The organism is Prevotella sp. P2-180 (assembly GCF_002251435.1).
GTDB lineage: Bacteria > Bacteroidota > Bacteroidia > Bacteroidales > Bacteroidaceae > Prevotella.
This window is the reverse complement of sequence record NZ_NPJI01000110.1, coordinates 165,073-182,045: the sequence shown is the minus strand read 5'-3', so window position 1 is coordinate 182,045 and position 16,973 is coordinate 165,073. Positions and strand designations below refer to the sequence as shown.

Here is a 16,973-nt window from a genome sequence, read left to right as displayed (position 1 = left end):
CAAAAACCGACAAAAATATCATTTTTAACAGAACAAGGGTGTTAAGGTACATTCCCTAACACCCTTGGCTTGGCTATAATATGCTGGCTGCTTACTTTGCCAACGCATCTACGATTGCCTGTCTGATGGCATCGCCACGCAGATGGTTGCGGAATATTTTTCCGTCCTTGCCTATTACTATGATATATGGTATGCCGTTGAACTGGTACTTGTCCATCGCGTCACGTCCTGAGTTTGGAGCGAGCAACTGTCGCCACGGCATCTGCTCTTCCTTCAGAGCCTTCTCCCATGCCTCCTTCTTGCTGTCGATGGAAACGCTGAGGAACACCACGTTCTTGTTCTTCTTAAACTCCTCGTAGTATTTCTTCACGTTTGGAATCTCAGCACGGCACGGACCACACCAGCTTGCCCAGAAGTCCACGAGCACCACCTTGCCCTTGAAGTCGCTGAGCGACACATTCTTTCCCTTCTCGTTAGGGAAGGTGAAGTCGGGAGCCATTGCACCCACTGCGGCGCGGCGTGTCTTCTCCTGACGGTCTCTCAAGTCTGCCAACCAGTCCTTTGCCACAGTCGTGCCGGGATTGTTCTTCTCTATGTTGGCGAGTGCGTTTAAGATCAGTGTCGAGTCCTTGTCGAAGTTGAAGCGCGAAAGCAGCGAGACACAGCTGGTGAGATGGCTGTAGTGCTCCAACAAGTATTTGTAGTATGCCTTGGTGTCTTCGTTCACTGCGTCATAGAGTTCCATAAACACCTTCTGCTTCACATTTGAACTGAGGCTGTCCTGCTTGTAGATGTTCTGCGAGGCGGCGATGCCCATCTGGTAACCACGGAAGTCGATGAAGTTGGCGAGGTTCATCAGTTCGTTTTTCTCTCCACCTCTTATATATACGTAAGGAGGATTCTTTATCTTTATTTTTGCCGTGTCTATGCCTCGGAAGTCGATGCCGAGATTCTCGTCCTCAAGCCACGCTGTCGCCCTCTGCTCAAGACAGCAGGTCACGAAGGCTCTCGTTGGCTTGTCCACTGTCACTGAGAGGGAATATGTGCCATCGGGAGCTATCTCTGTTTCTCCCAATGTAATTTTCTCAAAACCTTTGTAGGTCGTTACCGACACTTTCTTGTCGTTGCCCACAAACTCCACCTTGCCGTTTATGGTAACTGTGTTCTGCGCTGATGCCGTGCTTGCGGCAAAGGCAAGCAACAGCCCCAAAATAGTTGTTTTCTTCATTGTTATTCGTTATTACTTTAAGTTTCGCTTTACGAGTTAACGAGTTGACAAGGTGACAAGGTGATACCTTTGCCGCTGTTTTGCGGTTGGACTATTAACTTGTCAACTCGTCACTTGTCAACTACTTACCAAAGAGAGAGTCGAGTTCTTTGTAGAATTGTGGGTCTTCGCCTACTATCACCTTGTAGATGGTTCCGTCGGGATTTAGGATAACCTTTGTGGGATAGCCTTCCACGGCATATTTCTGAGGCGTTGCGTCTGCCTTCTCGCTCTTCACGTGAATCCATGGCAGTTCATGCTTCTTCACGGCATCCTTCCATTTTGCCTCGGTGTCGTTGCAGTCGATGCCCACGATCTCAAACTTGCCACGGTATTTCTCGTAGTATTTCTTCATGTCGGGCATTCCCTTGATACACCATCCGCACCACGATCCCCAGAAGTCGAGAACCACATACTTGCCGCGCAGCGACGACAGGGAGAAAGGCTTGCCGTTGATGTCGTTGAGCGTGAAGTCGGGAGCCTCTTTGCCAGCAGCCACCTTCTTCTTCGCCTCGTCCTTCATCACCTTTGTCTTGTATCGTTGTTCGGCATTTTCTATAAACACGCCCATGCGTCCGTTCTTCACATCGGCGGAAATCAGTTTCAAGGCAGCGGGAATGCTGTCAACATTCAGTGAGTTAAGAGCCAATGCCACAACCTCGTTGTTGCCGTTGGCACGCACGAACTGCATCAGTTCTGCAGCTGTCTGTGCCTCCGATGCCTCGTAGGCCTTGTTCATGGTTTCCATAGCCTCGTCCTTTTTCGTCGAGTCTGCCTTTATGGCGGCAACATAAGTCTCATAGAACTTCATGTTTCTCTTGTTTGCCGCAGTGAATATTCTGTTCACCTCGTTGTAGTCTTGGTAAATCTTCGAACCTCCGAAGGTGAAGTCCTCCAATTTTCCCTCCACATTCAGGTGCTCACCTGGAATTGCCGTTGCCAATCCTCTTACGAGCATTCGGTTGCCCTTGGCGCGCTGCTGCGCCAAGGGAATGAAAAATTGAATAGACTTCGCCTTGGCAATGTCGGTAGTGAAAGAGAACTTGCCCTTCTCGCAGGGAATCTCCGCAAACTTTCCGAAATCGTTCTCCCCAACGGTCACCGCCCATATCTCAAGCGAGTCGTTTACGTCGGAAAGCTGACCGGAGAAGGTGAATTTCTGGCCGTTCTGAGCCAGTGCGGCAGTGGCGGAAAACACCAATGCCGCAAGAATTGTTTTCATTTTCTTCATTTTCTGTTTCATTAGTTCATGCTTCTATTATTTATAACACCTGAAATGGCACAAAAGGTTAGACAATATACCAAAGCTGTGGTATTTTTAATGCTTTTTATATAAAATAATGTCAAATTGACAATTATATGAAACTTTTCCATTAACTTTGCAACTGAGAAGCGAAGAAGGATACACGACAATATGAAGAATCAAGGCATAAGCATAACCGACATCTGCATGTGGAACAACAATTCCATAGCGTTGCTCTATGACCATTTTTATGCTGCCTTGGTTGTCTATGCCATGCAGAGCGTGGAAAAGGAAATGGCGGAAGACATCGTGCAGGAACTTTTCTCCACATTGTGGGAAAGGCGGCTCGACTTCTCGTCATTGGCTTCGCTGAAGTCCTATCTCTACAACAGTGTCGGCAATGCCGTGAAAAACTGCCTGCGCCACGAAACGGTGCTCAACAACTATGCCCAGGCATACAAAAACGAGAACACCGAGTTTCTACTCACCGACGACGGTCAGGAGCAATTCTTCTCCGAGGAAGTCTATCGCATGCTGCTCCTGTCCATCAACTCCCTACCCCGCCGCCAGCGCGAGGTGCTCCTGCTGTGTATGGAAGGAAAGAAGAACCGCGAGATAGCCCAGCAACTACAGATTTCCTCCGAAACGGTGAAGTCGCTGAAACGAAAGGCAATAGCCACGCTTCGTGAGTCGTTGTCGTCCGACGTCCTGTGCCTTCTCCTCTTTCTGATGGGATAAGATTCCCCAAAAGTCATAACTTTTTTTTGGAATAAAATCCCCAAAACAGGTTAATGTACAGACTCAACTTCCCTTACTTCCGAAAGTTAAATTATGAACTCAACTTTCGGAAGTAAGGGAAATTACTGGTAGTTAAGGAGTTAAGACGAATGTCCAAGCCTTAGAACTCTGCGATCAAAACTATTGTCTTAACTTCCAGCGACCAAAGGGAGCGATAACTCCTTAACTCCTAATGAGTGCTTTTACAAAAAGATGTTGTAAATTTGCACTTGCTAGTTGAATCCGCGCTGTAGGTTGTAAGCGTCTCCACGATGACCGATTTTTTCATTTCGATAGCCCGATCAATTCATTGGCATTTCAATTTGTGTAAGGTGAATGTAGGGTTGAGAGGTACCCTACATTCTGTAATTATCTGAGTGGCAGGTATTTAGCCCGAAACAATGTAGGGTGTAGGGTTTTAGCGACATTCATCCTTATATTTATTTGCCATCAATCAAAAAATTAGGCGAATAACCCTAATTGTATTTTCGACGGTCGCACCACAAAACAAATATTTAGACCACTCATAAGGGGTGGGAAACTTAAGGAACTTATTATGGGATAGTCTTTTTTTATTGACAAGAGCAGATTTTTGGGAATTTTCTTTGTTGTACTAAATAATTTTATTAACTTTGCCCCCAGTCTTAGGCTTGCTGAAAGCCCACAATAGGGTAGAGGCGGGCAAGACACATATACATAAAAGGCGTAACTGTACGCTTTGGTTTTGACGATCTATGAACTTCGCACCTTCAAGACTTCTTGTCAAAAACAAAGCAACGGAAACGCCTCATGGGGTGTATTATATGCAGCCCTCATTGGCATTAGTTTACTATAGTGCTAATGTTGGTATTCTATATATACACATACGTGGGGCTTTCAGCGTTGCTCGTTTCGACAAGAAGGGCAATGCGAAGGCCTATAGATCGTGGAACGAGTGACAGAGGACTTGCTCCACGTTTTTTTTGGTATATGAGATAACTAAAAACAATTGGGTTTAGGAGCGGGCTCATTATACTTTTTCAAATATGAAACAGGAAGAACGTACCAGTATTATGCGTATAGTATCTGATTTGATAAAAGCGGATGCAATAATTGACACAAGGGAAATAAAGTTTCTTATGTCAATTAAGGAAAAGTATGGCATAAAAAAAGATGATGAAAGGTATGTCTCAAATATGACATTGTCGCAAGCTATCAGAATACTGGTACAAGCTCCAGAGAATTTGAAACGTGATTTTCTGAATGATTGTATGAATATTGCCTTCTCTGATGATTATTGTGCAAGGACAGAAGCCTTGATAATAGTTTCTTTGTTGGCGACTATGACCGATAAACTAAATGTTGATGCTGATGTGGTTTCTGTTGAACATAATGGGTTGACTTTTGAAAATGCACAAATGTTGTATGTTGAAAGTAGTGAAGATGAATTGGCTAATAAATCCATTAGAGAAAATTATAGGGAAATAATATCAGAGTCACGTTTGGCAGGATTTGATTTTGTTTATTTGCCACAAATATCAGAGCATTATCGTTCTATAAGCCATGAACAACTATTTCAGATTATTTCGTTTTTATATCCTAGCGCGAGTGAGAATAAATTAAATATGGTGATTGATAAACTTTTTTCATTATCAACGTCAGAATTCTGTAAAGAACAGTTATCGACAAAACTAACTATTCATGAAATGTATGATGTGCAACCTTCGTTATTTATTAAAATAGGAGAAACATCTGCCAATGACAAGGAATATGCAAATTTTCTTATTCTTGGATTAGATAATGATGCAATTAATACTATAAGATTATTCATAGACACATTTTCTACATTATACCATTCCCGTGAGATAAATTATCTACGGGAAGAAAAGGGACGTTTTGTATATGCGGGCTTTTACAAGCAGATTCTTGATATACATATGCTTCAGAAGGGAATAGTTAGTTCTATACTAATTGATACAATTAAAGAGGAAATATCGTTCCCTGATGCAGATGTAAAAGTGGATAAGCTACATAGAAGAGAAAAGGCATTGTATGCATTGTTGATATTAGAATCTGCAAGTGGAGGAATAAACTTCAGTAAACCCAAGACTGCAAAACTATTGGAAAGATACAATAAAAGGATGGCTATTGTTATGAAAAAATACGGGATGATATATGAAAAATTTGGTGGTGATAGAAAAAAAGCTCCGAATATAGAGATTCCCGAGATAAGGCTTCCAATGTTTGCCTTAATCAAACGCCAAATTATGAAATTAGATGGTGTCCTGTCTCATGCGGAAGACTATCTAATAAAAAGGAACATATATGGAAATTATTGTATCAATGTGAATACATCTCTTTGTTTATTTAGAAGTAGTAATGATGCTGACGTAGTGCATGCGGCAGAGTCTGAGTTTTGGCGCCGTATTGTGGCGTTGTAACCTTGCAACCATATCATAGATGCTACCTTGGCGAATCGTTGCAACCTTTGCTTCTTGATATTGGATATTGAAGATTATTGTATCTTTGCAGATAGATATTATTAAATAAACAGATAGTTATGATTAATCTTCAAAAAGGACAACGCATCGAAATTGGTTTGTCAAAAGTAGGTGTAGGATTGGGATGGGATCCCAACAAAAGTACAGGTTATGATTTTGACTTGGATGCTTCGGCATTCATGTTGGGTGAAAACGGGAAATTGCCACAAGACGAATTTTTCGTATTCTACAACAATCCATTATCTCCAGATAGTGCAGTAGAATCATCAGGTGATGATATGACAGGTGGAAATAGTGATGGTGGTGATGACGAGACTCTTTCTGTTGATTTGACAAAAATTGATGCTCGAATTAAGGAAATCATCTTTACTGTTACAATTCATAAGGCAGAAGAACGTCGCCAAAACTTTGGTCAAGTACGTAATTCGTACATTAGGATATATAATGCAGTTTCCGATGAGGAAATAGCACGATATGATCTTGATGAAGACTTTTCCGTTGAAACGGCCGTTGAATTTGGCAGACTTTACAAGAGAAATGGAGAGTGGAAATTTGAAGCTGTTGGTCAAGGATATAAGGGAGGCTTGCAGTTCTTTGTTGACAAATATGTTGGTTAGCGTATGGCTATTAATCTGATAAAAGGGCAGAGAGTTGAGATAGAGCCAAATCTCTCCCTGCTTGTAGTTGAAATGGGCTGGAAGGTGAATCCGAATGCTGACCCACCATACGATTTGGATGCTTCTACATTTCTGTTGGGTAATAGTGGACAAATAGAAAATGAGGCAGATTTTGTGTTCTATGGCTCTACAAATATAATTGTGATAAATGGTGAAACACGTCCATGTTCTTTGGATAAGAGTGTGATAGGTTCAATAGATGACCTGGGAGATGATGACGATGATAAAGGCGAAGGCAATGAGGAAATCGAAGTTGATCTCACTAAAACTTCCGATTCGGTAAAGGAGATTCTTTTCACCGTTAGTATTTATTGGGATCCAACAAATATCAATGATCCACGTAGAAAGTATAACTTTGGTCAGGTGCGCGATGCTTTTATCCAAATCAAAAATGCCGTAACGGGAGACGTGATTTGCAGATATGATCTCGATGAAGACTTCTCCACCGATAAGGGAGTTGAGTTTGGACGTCTATACCGTCGAGGCTCTGAATGGAAGTTCCAAGCCGTAGGAGAAGCTCATGCGGATGGATTGGAACCTATATGTAGAAAATACGCATCAAAATTTATGTAGTATGGCAATAGTTCTCAAAAAAGGTGGTGACAGGCATAGAATCAATCTAGACAAGAAAACCGGTAACACCCTAACTGGAGAGATAGTTATTAATCTTGACTGGAACAAAGGCGGCTTTTGGAAGACTCTTTGGGGTAATGCCATCGACTTGGACTTAGGTTGTTTTTATGAGATGCGGAATGGGCAAAAGATGCTGATTGATGGTTTGCAGTTTTCTCATGGAAGGGGTGGTGACCGTCATCATCAGACACGACAAGGTTGTTATGACCAAACTCCATTTATATGGCATAAGGGAGATGATCGTGGAGGTGGTTCTTCGTCAGGTGAAACCATTTTGGTTAATCCGAAGGGAGTTAATGACATTAAGCGCATCATTGTTTATACCTTCATTTATGAAGGTGTTGCAAAGTGGTCGGAGACCAATGCTGTTGTAAAAGTTCAAGTGCCAGGAAGTGAGGAAGTAATTGTCGAAATGGGTCAGCAAACAAGTGATAAGAGATTTTGTGCAATTGCAGAACTTGATTTTGGCGGAGAAAACACTATAACAGTAAAAAAACTATTGACATTCCATGACTCTCATAGCGATTGCGACAAATGTTATGGTTGGGGATTTAATTATTCACCAGGTAGTAAAGATTAAAAAAAAAAATTATGGCAATAAGACTAGAAAAAGGACATCGTATTAATCTTGTAAAAGAAAGCGGTGCGAAACTCACAAACTTTTGTGTGGGTTGTAATTGGGGAGCTATAGTAAAGAAGTCATTATTTGGGCTCTTGTCAAGTAATGTTGATGTTGACTTGGACTTAAGCTGTCTGATGTTTGACATTGATGGAAAACCAATAGACCATATATGGTCTCCTTTGTATCGCTTTGGAGATAGTAATGTAGGATTGCCCAATGGAAAACTCGATTCAATAGACAGGGCTTTGCATCATACAGGAGATGATAGGTCTGGTGATCAAGACGGTGATGACGGACTTGACAATGAGATTATCACTGTTGACTTGAACAGAGTGGACAGTAATGTAAACTCTATTGTTTTCTTCCTCAATATATATAATAATGAGGATTATAGTGGTGACTTCTCCGGTATTCCTTATGCTTCAATTCGTATGTTTGAGGGTACACCAGACAAGGCTCCAAAACAAGTGTTCGCTCAATACGATGTTGCAACGAAAACAGAGTGTGTGGGTATGCGCGCTCTTGTAATGGGCAAATTGTATCGCAGAAATGGTGAATGGAAATTTGCCGCAATTGGTGATGCATTCCCAGATACTTCAATAGTAAACACTATTGGACGTGTAATGAGAGATTATTCAAAATAAAAAGAATTATATATGAGAAGATTACCCGTTTATCTTTTGCTCGATACATCTGGTTCGATGTATGGTGAGCCAATTGAGGCAGTGAAAAATGGTGTCCAGACACTGATTTCAACATTGCGAAGTGATCCTTATGCTTTGGAAACGGCATACATTAGTATTATTACTTTTAATTCGTCAGCACAACAAGTTACACCGCTGACTGAATTGGCTGCTTTCCAACAACCAAACATTGAGGCGAGTGGTTGCACCGCTCTTGGTGAGGCCCTTAACCTGCTTTCACAGAAAATGGATTCAGAAATCACTAAAACTACAGCTGAGGTTAAGGGTGATTGGCGTCCATTGATATTTATAATGACTGATGGTGTGCCTACTGATAATATTTCAAGTGGACTAGCTGAGTTTAAGAAGAGAAAATGTGGTATGGTTGTGGCCTGTGCCGCAGGACAAGGAGCAAGCACTGACACTCTTAAACAAATCACGGAGAATGTCGTACAGCTTGATACAGCTGACAGTGCCACAATCAAGGCATTTTTCAAATGGGTGTCTGCTTCAATTAGTACAAGCAGTAAATCTGTAGAGGATACTGCTTGTGAAGCAACAACAATGAGTGAATTACCTCCTCCACCACCAGAAGTTAATATTGTAGTATAGTTTAACTAAGGTCTGAAAGGTATTGAACAGTGCCTTTCAGACAAATCAAAACTTTATGAGCAGAAGATTACCAGTATATATACTTATAGATACAAGTGGCTCAATGAAGGGCGAGCCAATTGAATCAGTTAAGGTGGGATTGTCTGACATGATAGCCTCACTAAGGTTGGATCCCTATGCACTTGAAACTGCATGTATTAGCATAATCACATATGATAGAGAAGTAAAACAAATATTGCCACTGACAGAGTTGGAAAGCCTTCAGTTGCCAGAGATAGTTTGCCCGGATTCAGGTCCTACTCATACTGGAGCAGCTCTTAATGTATTATGTGATTGTTATGATAGGGAGGTTAATATGGGAAGTAGGGAGCAAAAAGGAGATTGGATGCCGTTGTTGTTTTTACTGACTGATGGCAAACCTTCCGATTTGATGGTTTATGATGACGCCATTAAAAGAGTGAAACAGCATCAGTTTACCAATATTGTCGCTTGTGCGGCTGGTCCCAAAGCAAAAACCGAGCCATTAAAGAAACTGACAGAGAATGTATTTACGCTTGATACAATGGACAGCAATACATTCAAAAAGTTTTTCCAATGGGTTACAATTAACGTTCAACAAGGTGGGCGTACTATGGGTATTTCGGAACAAACAGAGTTACCGGCTCCGCCTGCCGAGGTAAATTTAGTAGTGTAAAAAGAAGAAAAACAAATCATGAGACGATTACCAGTATATTTCCTCGTTGACGTATCGGAGTCGATGGTCGGCGAACCCATTCAGCAAGTGCAGGATGGCATGAGAATGATAGTACAGGAGTTGCGTACAGATCCGTATGCTCTTGAAACAGCATTTATCTCAGTAATTGCTTTTGCAGGCAAGGCGAAATGTATATCTCCATTGACGGAGTTGTACAAGTTCTATCCCCAAACATTCCCAATAGGAGGTGGAACGTCCTTGGGAGCGGCTTTGAACTTCCTTATGGACAGTATGGATAAGGAACTTGTAAAGACAACACTTGAACAGAAAGGGGATTGGAAACCAATAATATTCCTTTTTACAGACGGAACTCCAACGGATGATACTACTGTTGCAATCGCTCGATGGAATAACAAGTATAAGAAATCAGCGAATATTATAGCTATTTCAATTGGCGATAATGCGGACACACATATATTAGGAAAGGTTTCTGACAATGTATTAAGACTGAAAGCAACTGATTCTATTTCATTTAAGTCATTCTTCAAATGGGTTACAGCATCAATAAAAGCAACGAGTGTGTCCGTTACAGATATGGGTGATGATGAAGTTAAGTTGGCTCCAACATCAAGTATTAACCTTGAGAAGGTTGACACAACAGAACGTTGTATCATTGATGAAAACTTTGTGGTTTTGTTCGGTAAATGTTCTAATACAAAGAAGACATATTTGGTTAAGTATGCCAAAAGACTTACAGACATAGAAGGTTTGGAAGACATACAAATGAAAGGAACCGAATATAGATTGGTAGGAGCTTATCCAGTGGATGAAGAAATCTATAACAGTTTATGTGACAGTAAATCTGACAGAAATATTAATGTAATGTCTCTTCGTGGTGTTCCCACTTGTCCTTGTTGCGGCAACCAACTTGGAGTGGTCGTATGTGAGTGTGGCGGTATAATGTGCTCAGATGGTCAAACGACAGCATGCCCTTGGTGTGGAATGGAAGGAACTTTAGGAGCAATTGAAGCTGGCGGAATGAGTATTACAAGAGGAAAAGGTTAGTATATGGATATACAATCGATTATTGATTATTTTTTCGATGGAAAATCGAATGAGCGTTCAGAGGGATTTGTAAAGTTCCTTTCTGAAAAAATGTGGAATGAGTATAATTCATACCTTATGGATAAAGTGCTTATTATAAAGAATGAAGTAAATGCAATAGCATTCAACTTGCCAAATGCCAAGGAAAATACCCCATACGATTGCACTGTAGCAGTTCCTTCTGACAATGCAAACGTAGAGATTTATGATGTTAAGGGGTTATCTAAGGAAGAACATGGGTTGGAAATTACAGTCTCAGAGGATAAGAGGAGTTTTGCTATTAGTGGAACTCCCTCTCTTGAAGCTATGAGAAAAAAGACAGGAGGAATACCAGAATCTACCTATGAACTCACTATGTATTATGGGTATAAAGGTGTGATGTTACCAGAGAATCATCCTGTGCTTGAAAGAAAAATATCTTTTGTAATAAATCAAGACCCTCGCAAACTGTGGAAGAATCAGCCTGTGGATTGGGCTGGTATGCCAGAGCCAAGATATCAGAAGGATGACATCCAATGTGAGTATGTCTCTGTAGAAAGTTTAGAAGATGGAACACCTCAGAAGGACATCGTTGCAGCAAGTAAGCGTGGACGCTCTCATGCCCAGGAAGGAAAGCCAAGAGATGACCATTTCAAACTATATCATGATGAAAATACCAATTGGTATGTTATGGCAGTAGCGGATGGTGCAGGATCTGCAAAATATTCTCGTGAAGGTTCCAGAATTGCATGTGATACTGTAATTTCGCACTGCAAGGCAGAACTCGAGCATTGTGAGAAATTTGAAGATGACATTAACCTGTGGCATTTGGATCAAGGCTCACAAGAAGCAGGAAAGATGATAAGTAGTGATGTCTATCAGATTGTCGGGAATGCTGCATATAAGGCACATAAAGCTATTAACGAAGAGGCAAAAATGCAGGGGGCACGCCCTAAGGATTATGCCACTACATTGTTGCTTGCTATATGTAAGAAATTCGAATTTGGTTGGTTTGTCGCATCATTTTGGGTCGGTGATGGAGCATTATGTCTTTATGATAAGAATAGCCATACGGCAACCTTGTTGGGTACACCTGACGAGGGGGAATATGCAGGTCAAACACGATTCTTGACAATGCCTGACATATTCACTGATTCTTCTGCCTTTTTTAAGCGACTCAAATGCAGAATTGTACCTGACTTTACAGCTCTTTTTATGATGACAGATGGAGTTAGTGATCCCAAATTTGAGACTGATGCTAATTTGAACAATCCAGATAAGTGGGATGATTTGTGGGATGACTTGACACACAACAAAGAGTTCCCAGTAGAACTAATTGACGACAACGAGGCAGCAAAAGACCAGTTGTTAAACTGGTTGGATTTTTGGGCTCCTGGTAATCATGATGATAGAACAATAGCAATATTATATTAACTCTGCATGATATGGCAAATAAAGTAACATTGACCGCCTCTGATGGCTCTACAGTTGAGTTTTATGATGAAATAAAGGCTCAGGGTGGAGTAAAGGATGTGTATTTCTCCACTGATAAGACATACGTTGTCGCATTTTATAGAAAACCAACAAATGCCAATGATAAGGCACGATTAGAAAATATTGTAGGTATATATCGGGAAAAAATATTCATTCAAAACTCAGATGGAGGATATTGGAAAGATATTTTTGCATGGCCAACAAAAATGGTTGAATGGAAAGGATTGACGGGTATTGTTATTCCATTCTATGACAAAAGATATTTCTTTTCAGGAGTGGCAGACACTTGGCCATTCATAAAGAATGGTCAAGAGAAGAATGGCAAATGGTTTTCTTCTGCTAAGCTTATCAACCGTTTTGTTCCTATTGACCAAAAAGGAACTTTCCTGAGTCGTTTGCATATGTGCTTGAAAATTGCGCGTGGAATGCGTCGTATTCATGCAGCAGGTTTGGCTCACTCTGATTTGTCGTATAATAATGTTTTAGTAGATCCTCTTTCTGGCAGTGCTTGTATTATAGACGATGATGGATTGGTTGTTCCTGGCAAATTCCCACCAGAAGTGGTTGGAACTCCAGGTTTTATAGCACCTGAGGTTTTAGCTACGAAAACATTAAAAGTGGATGATCCAAAGAAGAACTTGCCTAAAAGGACAACAGACCAACATGCGCTTGCAGTCTTGATATATACTTTCCTTTTAAATCGTCATCCATTGGATGGTGGAAAGGTTTGGGATATAGACCCTCAAAAAGATGACGATATGAGGTATGGCTCTAATGCCATTTTTATAGAACATCCTACAGATAAGACAAATAGAGTCAAACCGGACCAATTAGGTAAGGCAGAATTACCCCAAGGTGATCCTAACAGATTGCCATATACTATTTGTGGTCCTTATTTGAAAAAATTGTTTGATAGGGCTTTTATTGATGGCTTACACAATCCATCAGCTCGTCCTACAGCACAAGAGTGGGAGGTGGCTTTAGTAAAGACTTGCGATTTGGTGCAACCTTGTCAGAATCCAATATGCGAGGCACATTGGTATGTATTTGACAATACGACTAAACCAAAATGTCCATTCTGCGGACAGGAGTATAAAGGACAATTGCCAATCCTCAACTTTTATTATGCACCATCTCATGGCAAGTATATGTCGGAGAACTATCGCCTGATGGTGTATGACAAACAAACATTATATAAATGGCACTCCAACAACCTTGTATCGGCTAATGAAAAGACTAGTGCGGAGGACAAGAAGCCTGTAGGTGATTTCCATTTCCATAATGGACAGTGGATTCTCATTAACCGTCGTTTGCCTGATATGTATGATGTAACGGAGAAGAAACCTATAGCTATAGGTAGATTTGTGCCTCTCACCGATGGTCGCCAGATTCTACTTGACAAAGGGCAGGGAGGAAGATTAGTTGTAGTACAATTGGTAAAAAATTAGTATAGATGATATTCGTAATCCGCAATTCTCAACGTTTTGGTCCTTATTCGGAACAAACACTTCTGTCGTATGTAAATCAAGGGCAGATACTGCTACAAGATAAGGCAATAGCAGATAACGATACGGTAGAGCATACAGTAGGATTCTATCTGAAACGAGCAAGATTGACGGCAAATGTTGTCCATAAGGGGAATATTCTTTCACAACTAAAACATATCGGTTATGAACTAATATTCCCCAAGACTGCTATGTTTTCTAAACAATTTATTTCCGATCAGCGTTTCCTAATATTGGCCTTGGTAGGACTTCTCCCTATGGTAATAATGAATATTCCATTAGGTGGTTTCTTCTTATTCTATGAGGTGTCGCTCTATTTTTCAATAATATGGGGCTTGTTCTTTTATGCGAGTTTCAAAACACAACAAGTTGTATTAAGTACTACGATTACTGTATTTTTCCTAACTCAAATATGTGTTTTCATAGCGTGGGATTTGTTAGGCTTGCCGAATTTGAATCCTTTTTATGAATTCATTGAAAGTCCATTCCCAATAAATATTATTGGATTTACATTTGGGGTTGGCTTAACAGAAGAATTTGCAAAATTGCTACCTCTTTTAATAATAATACGAAAAGCGAAAGAACCATTAATTCCTCAAACGATGGTATTCTATGGCTTGATGTCTGGCATCGCTTTTGGAGTATATGAGGGTGTACAGTATCAGATGACAGTTAATGCTCAACAAGCGTATGATGTTTCTTTCTTTTTGAATATTGCACGACTAACGAGCTTGCCATTCCTTCATGCTTGTTGGTGTGGAATTGCGGGATATTTCTTGGCATTTGCACAGCTATACCCTAAATATCGTAGAGGATTATGGATATTAGCAATATCTATACCGATGTTGATACATGGTATATACGATTCTGTATCTAACATTCCTGTTGTTCATCTGGCAGTAGTCGTATTGGGTTTAATGCTTTTGACTGTGTATTTGAAACAGGGAGTGAACTACCAATCTAAGCTTCGAAATTGAGAATAGAATATTGCAACCCTTATCACTTGCATATTACCAAACGTAATTGTAATGTTGTGGTTTTCAACTATCATTGATAAAAAGTGAGTAATTTTGCACCATCAAAAATAACAATTTAATAATTTAGATTATGAGAATATTTGATTTCTTTAAGCAAAAGAATGGTGCAGAAGATACTCTCAGAGTTTCTTTGCCAGTAGTTGAGCCAGAAGACTCACAGGAAAGTGTAACATCTGTAGAAATGGCAGATGAGAAAGGTGGTGATAATAAAGCCGAACAACCTTTGACAGTATCATACGCAACAGGTTGGCCTATTGATGTCGTTTATGGCTATCTCCATAAGAACTATGAAAAGAAGGGATTCGAGGATGCGATGCTCAAGAGTGATCTGACATTCCGCGATATGAACAAGAATGTAATTAAGAACAAAATTCTGATGGTGTTTCGCGAGATCAATCTCAACTATGACGTAATGAGACAGGATTTGCAAATGCGTATAGATACATGTAGTGCCGCAGGTTTGTTGACTACTATTTCTCAATTAGAGAAACAGAAAACTCTTATTGATAGCCATAAGGAAGAACTGCGTCGTCTTGAAGAAGATTTTCGCAATAATGCGAATGAAAGTTCTATTCCACTTCAGTCTTATGAATGTGGTTTTTTGAGAGGCATAGCTACCATTGCTTTGAGCAACACTGGAAATAATCACGTAAATGCTACTATGAATAATAATCCTGATGTAGCTGTACGAAAAGTTTCAATAGCCTAATTATTAATGTTAAAAAATTGAGAATTATGAGTTGGTGGTCAAAGTTTGGTTGCATATTAACGGGATGGAACTCAACCGTCCTTGCACAATGTTCAGAGGCGAGCAGAAGTCAGTTGAGTAAATATACATCTGCATTGCTGATTCTAATGATTGTTTGGAGTATAACAGGATTCTGTTTTGCTCAAAGATATATGGGATTGCCTGTATGGGCTTGCTGTATAGTGTCATTGTTGTTCGTTACGATTGTGATAATGATTGAACGCCAAATATTGTTGACCAACCAAAAGTCATTTAAGTTAATGCTGTTTAGGGGCATTATTGCCGCTGTTATGGCTATCGTAGGCTCAACAATCTTTGATCAAACAATGTTTGGAAAAGACATTGATAAGCAGATGGCAAATAAAATTGAATTGCAAGTTGCAGATCTAATGGGTAAACGAGTTTCAATTATTGATGGAAAACTGGCATATATTAAAGCTGAAAAAGACTCGTTGGAAATGGTCAATGCACAATTGCAAGCTGATGTAAATGCAAATCCTTGGATTATCCAAAGATCGGCAACAATAAGTCAACAGAAATTGGTTGTGGATGGCAAAATAAAAACCGTTAACAACCCTTCGGTTACAACTAACCAAGTGCCCAACCCTAAGCAGGAGGTCATTAAGAGCAATAATGAAAAGGTGTTGTCACTGTCGGCAGAAGAAAAGGAATGGCATCAGAAAAAGCAGACAGTAGAAGAGACTGTTAGGACGGAATGTCAGGAAAACGTAGGATTTCTTGAAGAACTTGAAGCAATGTGGACTATAATAACAAATCGCCCTTTAGCTGGAGTGTTCTATATAGTGTTCTTTGTCTTGCTAATGAGTCTTGAGCTATTTGTTGTCGTCAGCAAGATGGTTGATAGTGAATGTGACTATGAAAAGGCTATAGTTGGAAGTCAGAGGGTAAGGATAGCTCAATTTGAGGCTGCATTCTCGAGAATTAATACATAAGTTGAATATTTTTAAGAGTTTTAATTATGAAATATACATTTTTATTTATAGCAACGTTGTTGTTCGCAATAAGCGCGTCTGCACAAAACTATTTTGGAGACTACGATCTTCCAACGTACACCACACAGAAGTCTAATGCAACAATGACATTTAGAAATCAGTCGGGGTATCACATGACGGTGAAAATCCTTAAGTTGCAAGGAGGCTTGTATTCAACAGTTACTCTTCCGCCATATTCAAGTGAAACAGTTGACTTCTATAGCTCTGCAACGTATAAGATGAAAATAAAAGCGATGATAAGTGGAAGGGCTTCTTATCATAAAGGTGGTAATTTTTCAGTAACATCGACTTCTGAAAGATGGAGTCAAGGTGAAATAACGTTTAAGATAACAGTTTCGAAACATGGTGGAGGCTCAGGGCTTGGTCCTACCATATCTAAAAAAGAATTTGAAAGCAATATTTGAT

General features: G+C 40.2%; 17 protein-coding genes. 15 read left to right on the top strand and 2 right to left on the bottom strand.

The features are described from left to right. Window positions 1-91: 91 nt before the first annotated feature. Together CIK98_RS16010 and CIK98_RS16005 are read right to left on the bottom strand one after the other, a co-directional pair. Window positions 92-1,228 carry a redoxin domain-containing protein gene (locus tag CIK98_RS16010; protein WP_094386014.1) on the bottom strand — a complete coding sequence of 379 codons (1,137 nt, stop codon included), beginning with the start codon at window positions 1,226-1,228 and terminating at the stop codon, window positions 92-94. Window positions 1,229-1,349: 121 nt separating this feature from the next. Further along, window positions 1,350-2,489: a TlpA disulfide reductase family protein gene (locus tag CIK98_RS16005; RefSeq protein WP_172409997.1), complete on the bottom strand. Its 1,140-nt coding sequence runs from the start codon at window positions 2,487-2,489 to the stop codon at window positions 1,350-1,352. A 192-nt stretch (window positions 2,490-2,681) separates the two neighbouring features. Here CIK98_RS16005 and CIK98_RS16000 point away from each other — a divergent pair, with 192 nt between their 5' ends. From CIK98_RS16000 to CIK98_RS15925, 15 genes are all read left to right on the top strand, one after another. Continuing rightward, window positions 2,682-3,248, top strand: coding sequence for an RNA polymerase sigma-70 factor (locus CIK98_RS16000; protein ID WP_094386010.1), 567 nt, complete (start codon window positions 2,682-2,684; stop codon window positions 3,246-3,248). A 1,064-nt stretch (window positions 3,249-4,312) separates the two neighbouring features. After that, window positions 4,313-5,707 carry a hypothetical protein gene (locus CIK98_RS15990; protein ID WP_094386006.1) on the top strand — a complete coding sequence of 465 codons (1,395 nt, stop codon included), beginning with the start codon at window positions 4,313-4,315 and terminating at the stop codon, window positions 5,705-5,707. Window positions 5,708-5,820: 113 nt separating this feature from the next. Continuing rightward, the gene (locus CIK98_RS15985; RefSeq protein WP_371683284.1) at window positions 5,821-6,384 is read left to right on the top strand and encodes a TerD family protein; all 564 of its coding nucleotides are present in this window, start codon (window positions 5,821-5,823) and stop codon (window positions 6,382-6,384) included. A 3-nt stretch (window positions 6,385-6,387) separates the two neighbouring features. Further along, window positions 6,388-7,017 carry a TerD family protein gene (locus CIK98_RS15980; RefSeq protein ID WP_094386003.1) on the top strand — a complete coding sequence of 210 codons (630 nt, stop codon included), beginning with the start codon at window positions 6,388-6,390 and terminating at the stop codon, window positions 7,015-7,017. 1 nt (window position 7,018) lies between these two features. Continuing rightward, the gene (locus CIK98_RS15975; RefSeq protein ID WP_094386001.1) at window positions 7,019-7,657 is read left to right on the top strand and encodes a stress protein; all 639 of its coding nucleotides are present in this window, start codon (window positions 7,019-7,021) and stop codon (window positions 7,655-7,657) included. Between the two features lie 11 nt (window positions 7,658-7,668). Then, window positions 7,669-8,343 (top strand): TerD family protein, encoded by a 675-nt coding sequence (locus tag CIK98_RS15970; protein ID WP_094385999.1) that lies wholly within the window; start codon window positions 7,669-7,671, stop codon window positions 8,341-8,343. 12 nt (window positions 8,344-8,355) lie between these two features. Then, window positions 8,356-8,994: a VWA domain-containing protein gene (locus CIK98_RS15965; protein ID WP_094385997.1), complete on the top strand. Its 639-nt coding sequence runs from the start codon at window positions 8,356-8,358 to the stop codon at window positions 8,992-8,994. Between the two features lie 55 nt (window positions 8,995-9,049). After that, window positions 9,050-9,688 (top strand): VWA domain-containing protein, encoded by a 639-nt coding sequence (locus CIK98_RS15960; protein WP_094385995.1) that lies wholly within the window; start codon window positions 9,050-9,052, stop codon window positions 9,686-9,688. 18 nt (window positions 9,689-9,706) lie between these two features. Next, a complete protein-coding gene (locus tag CIK98_RS15955; RefSeq protein ID WP_094385993.1) occupies window positions 9,707-10,753 on the top strand; it encodes a TerY-C metal binding domain-containing protein in 1,047 nt (348 codons plus the stop codon). A gap of 3 nt (window positions 10,754-10,756) precedes the next feature. Beyond that, on the top strand, window positions 10,757-12,205 hold the full coding sequence (locus CIK98_RS15950; protein WP_094385991.1) for a PP2C family serine/threonine-protein phosphatase: 1,449 nt from the start codon (window positions 10,757-10,759) through the stop codon (window positions 12,203-12,205). Between the two features lie 11 nt (window positions 12,206-12,216). Beyond that, window positions 12,217-13,713, top strand: a complete 1,497-nt coding sequence (locus CIK98_RS15945; protein ID WP_094385989.1) for a helix-hairpin-helix domain-containing protein — start codon at window positions 12,217-12,219, stop codon at window positions 13,711-13,713. 5 nt (window positions 13,714-13,718) lie between these two features. Continuing rightward, on the top strand, window positions 13,719-14,747 hold the full coding sequence (locus CIK98_RS15940; RefSeq protein ID WP_094385987.1) for a PrsW family glutamic-type intramembrane protease: 1,029 nt from the start codon (window positions 13,719-13,721) through the stop codon (window positions 14,745-14,747). Between the two features lie 130 nt (window positions 14,748-14,877). Further along, on the top strand, window positions 14,878-15,516 hold the full coding sequence (locus CIK98_RS15935; protein ID WP_094385985.1) for a hypothetical protein: 639 nt from the start codon (window positions 14,878-14,880) through the stop codon (window positions 15,514-15,516). 26 nt (window positions 15,517-15,542) lie between these two features. Continuing rightward, on the top strand, window positions 15,543-16,508 hold the full coding sequence (locus CIK98_RS15930; protein WP_094385983.1) for a DUF4407 domain-containing protein: 966 nt from the start codon (window positions 15,543-15,545) through the stop codon (window positions 16,506-16,508). A gap of 26 nt (window positions 16,509-16,534) precedes the next feature. Beyond that, window positions 16,535-16,972 carry a hypothetical protein gene (locus CIK98_RS15925; protein ID WP_094385981.1) on the top strand — a complete coding sequence of 146 codons (438 nt, stop codon included), beginning with the start codon at window positions 16,535-16,537 and terminating at the stop codon, window positions 16,970-16,972. Window position 16,973 lies beyond the last annotated feature (1 nt).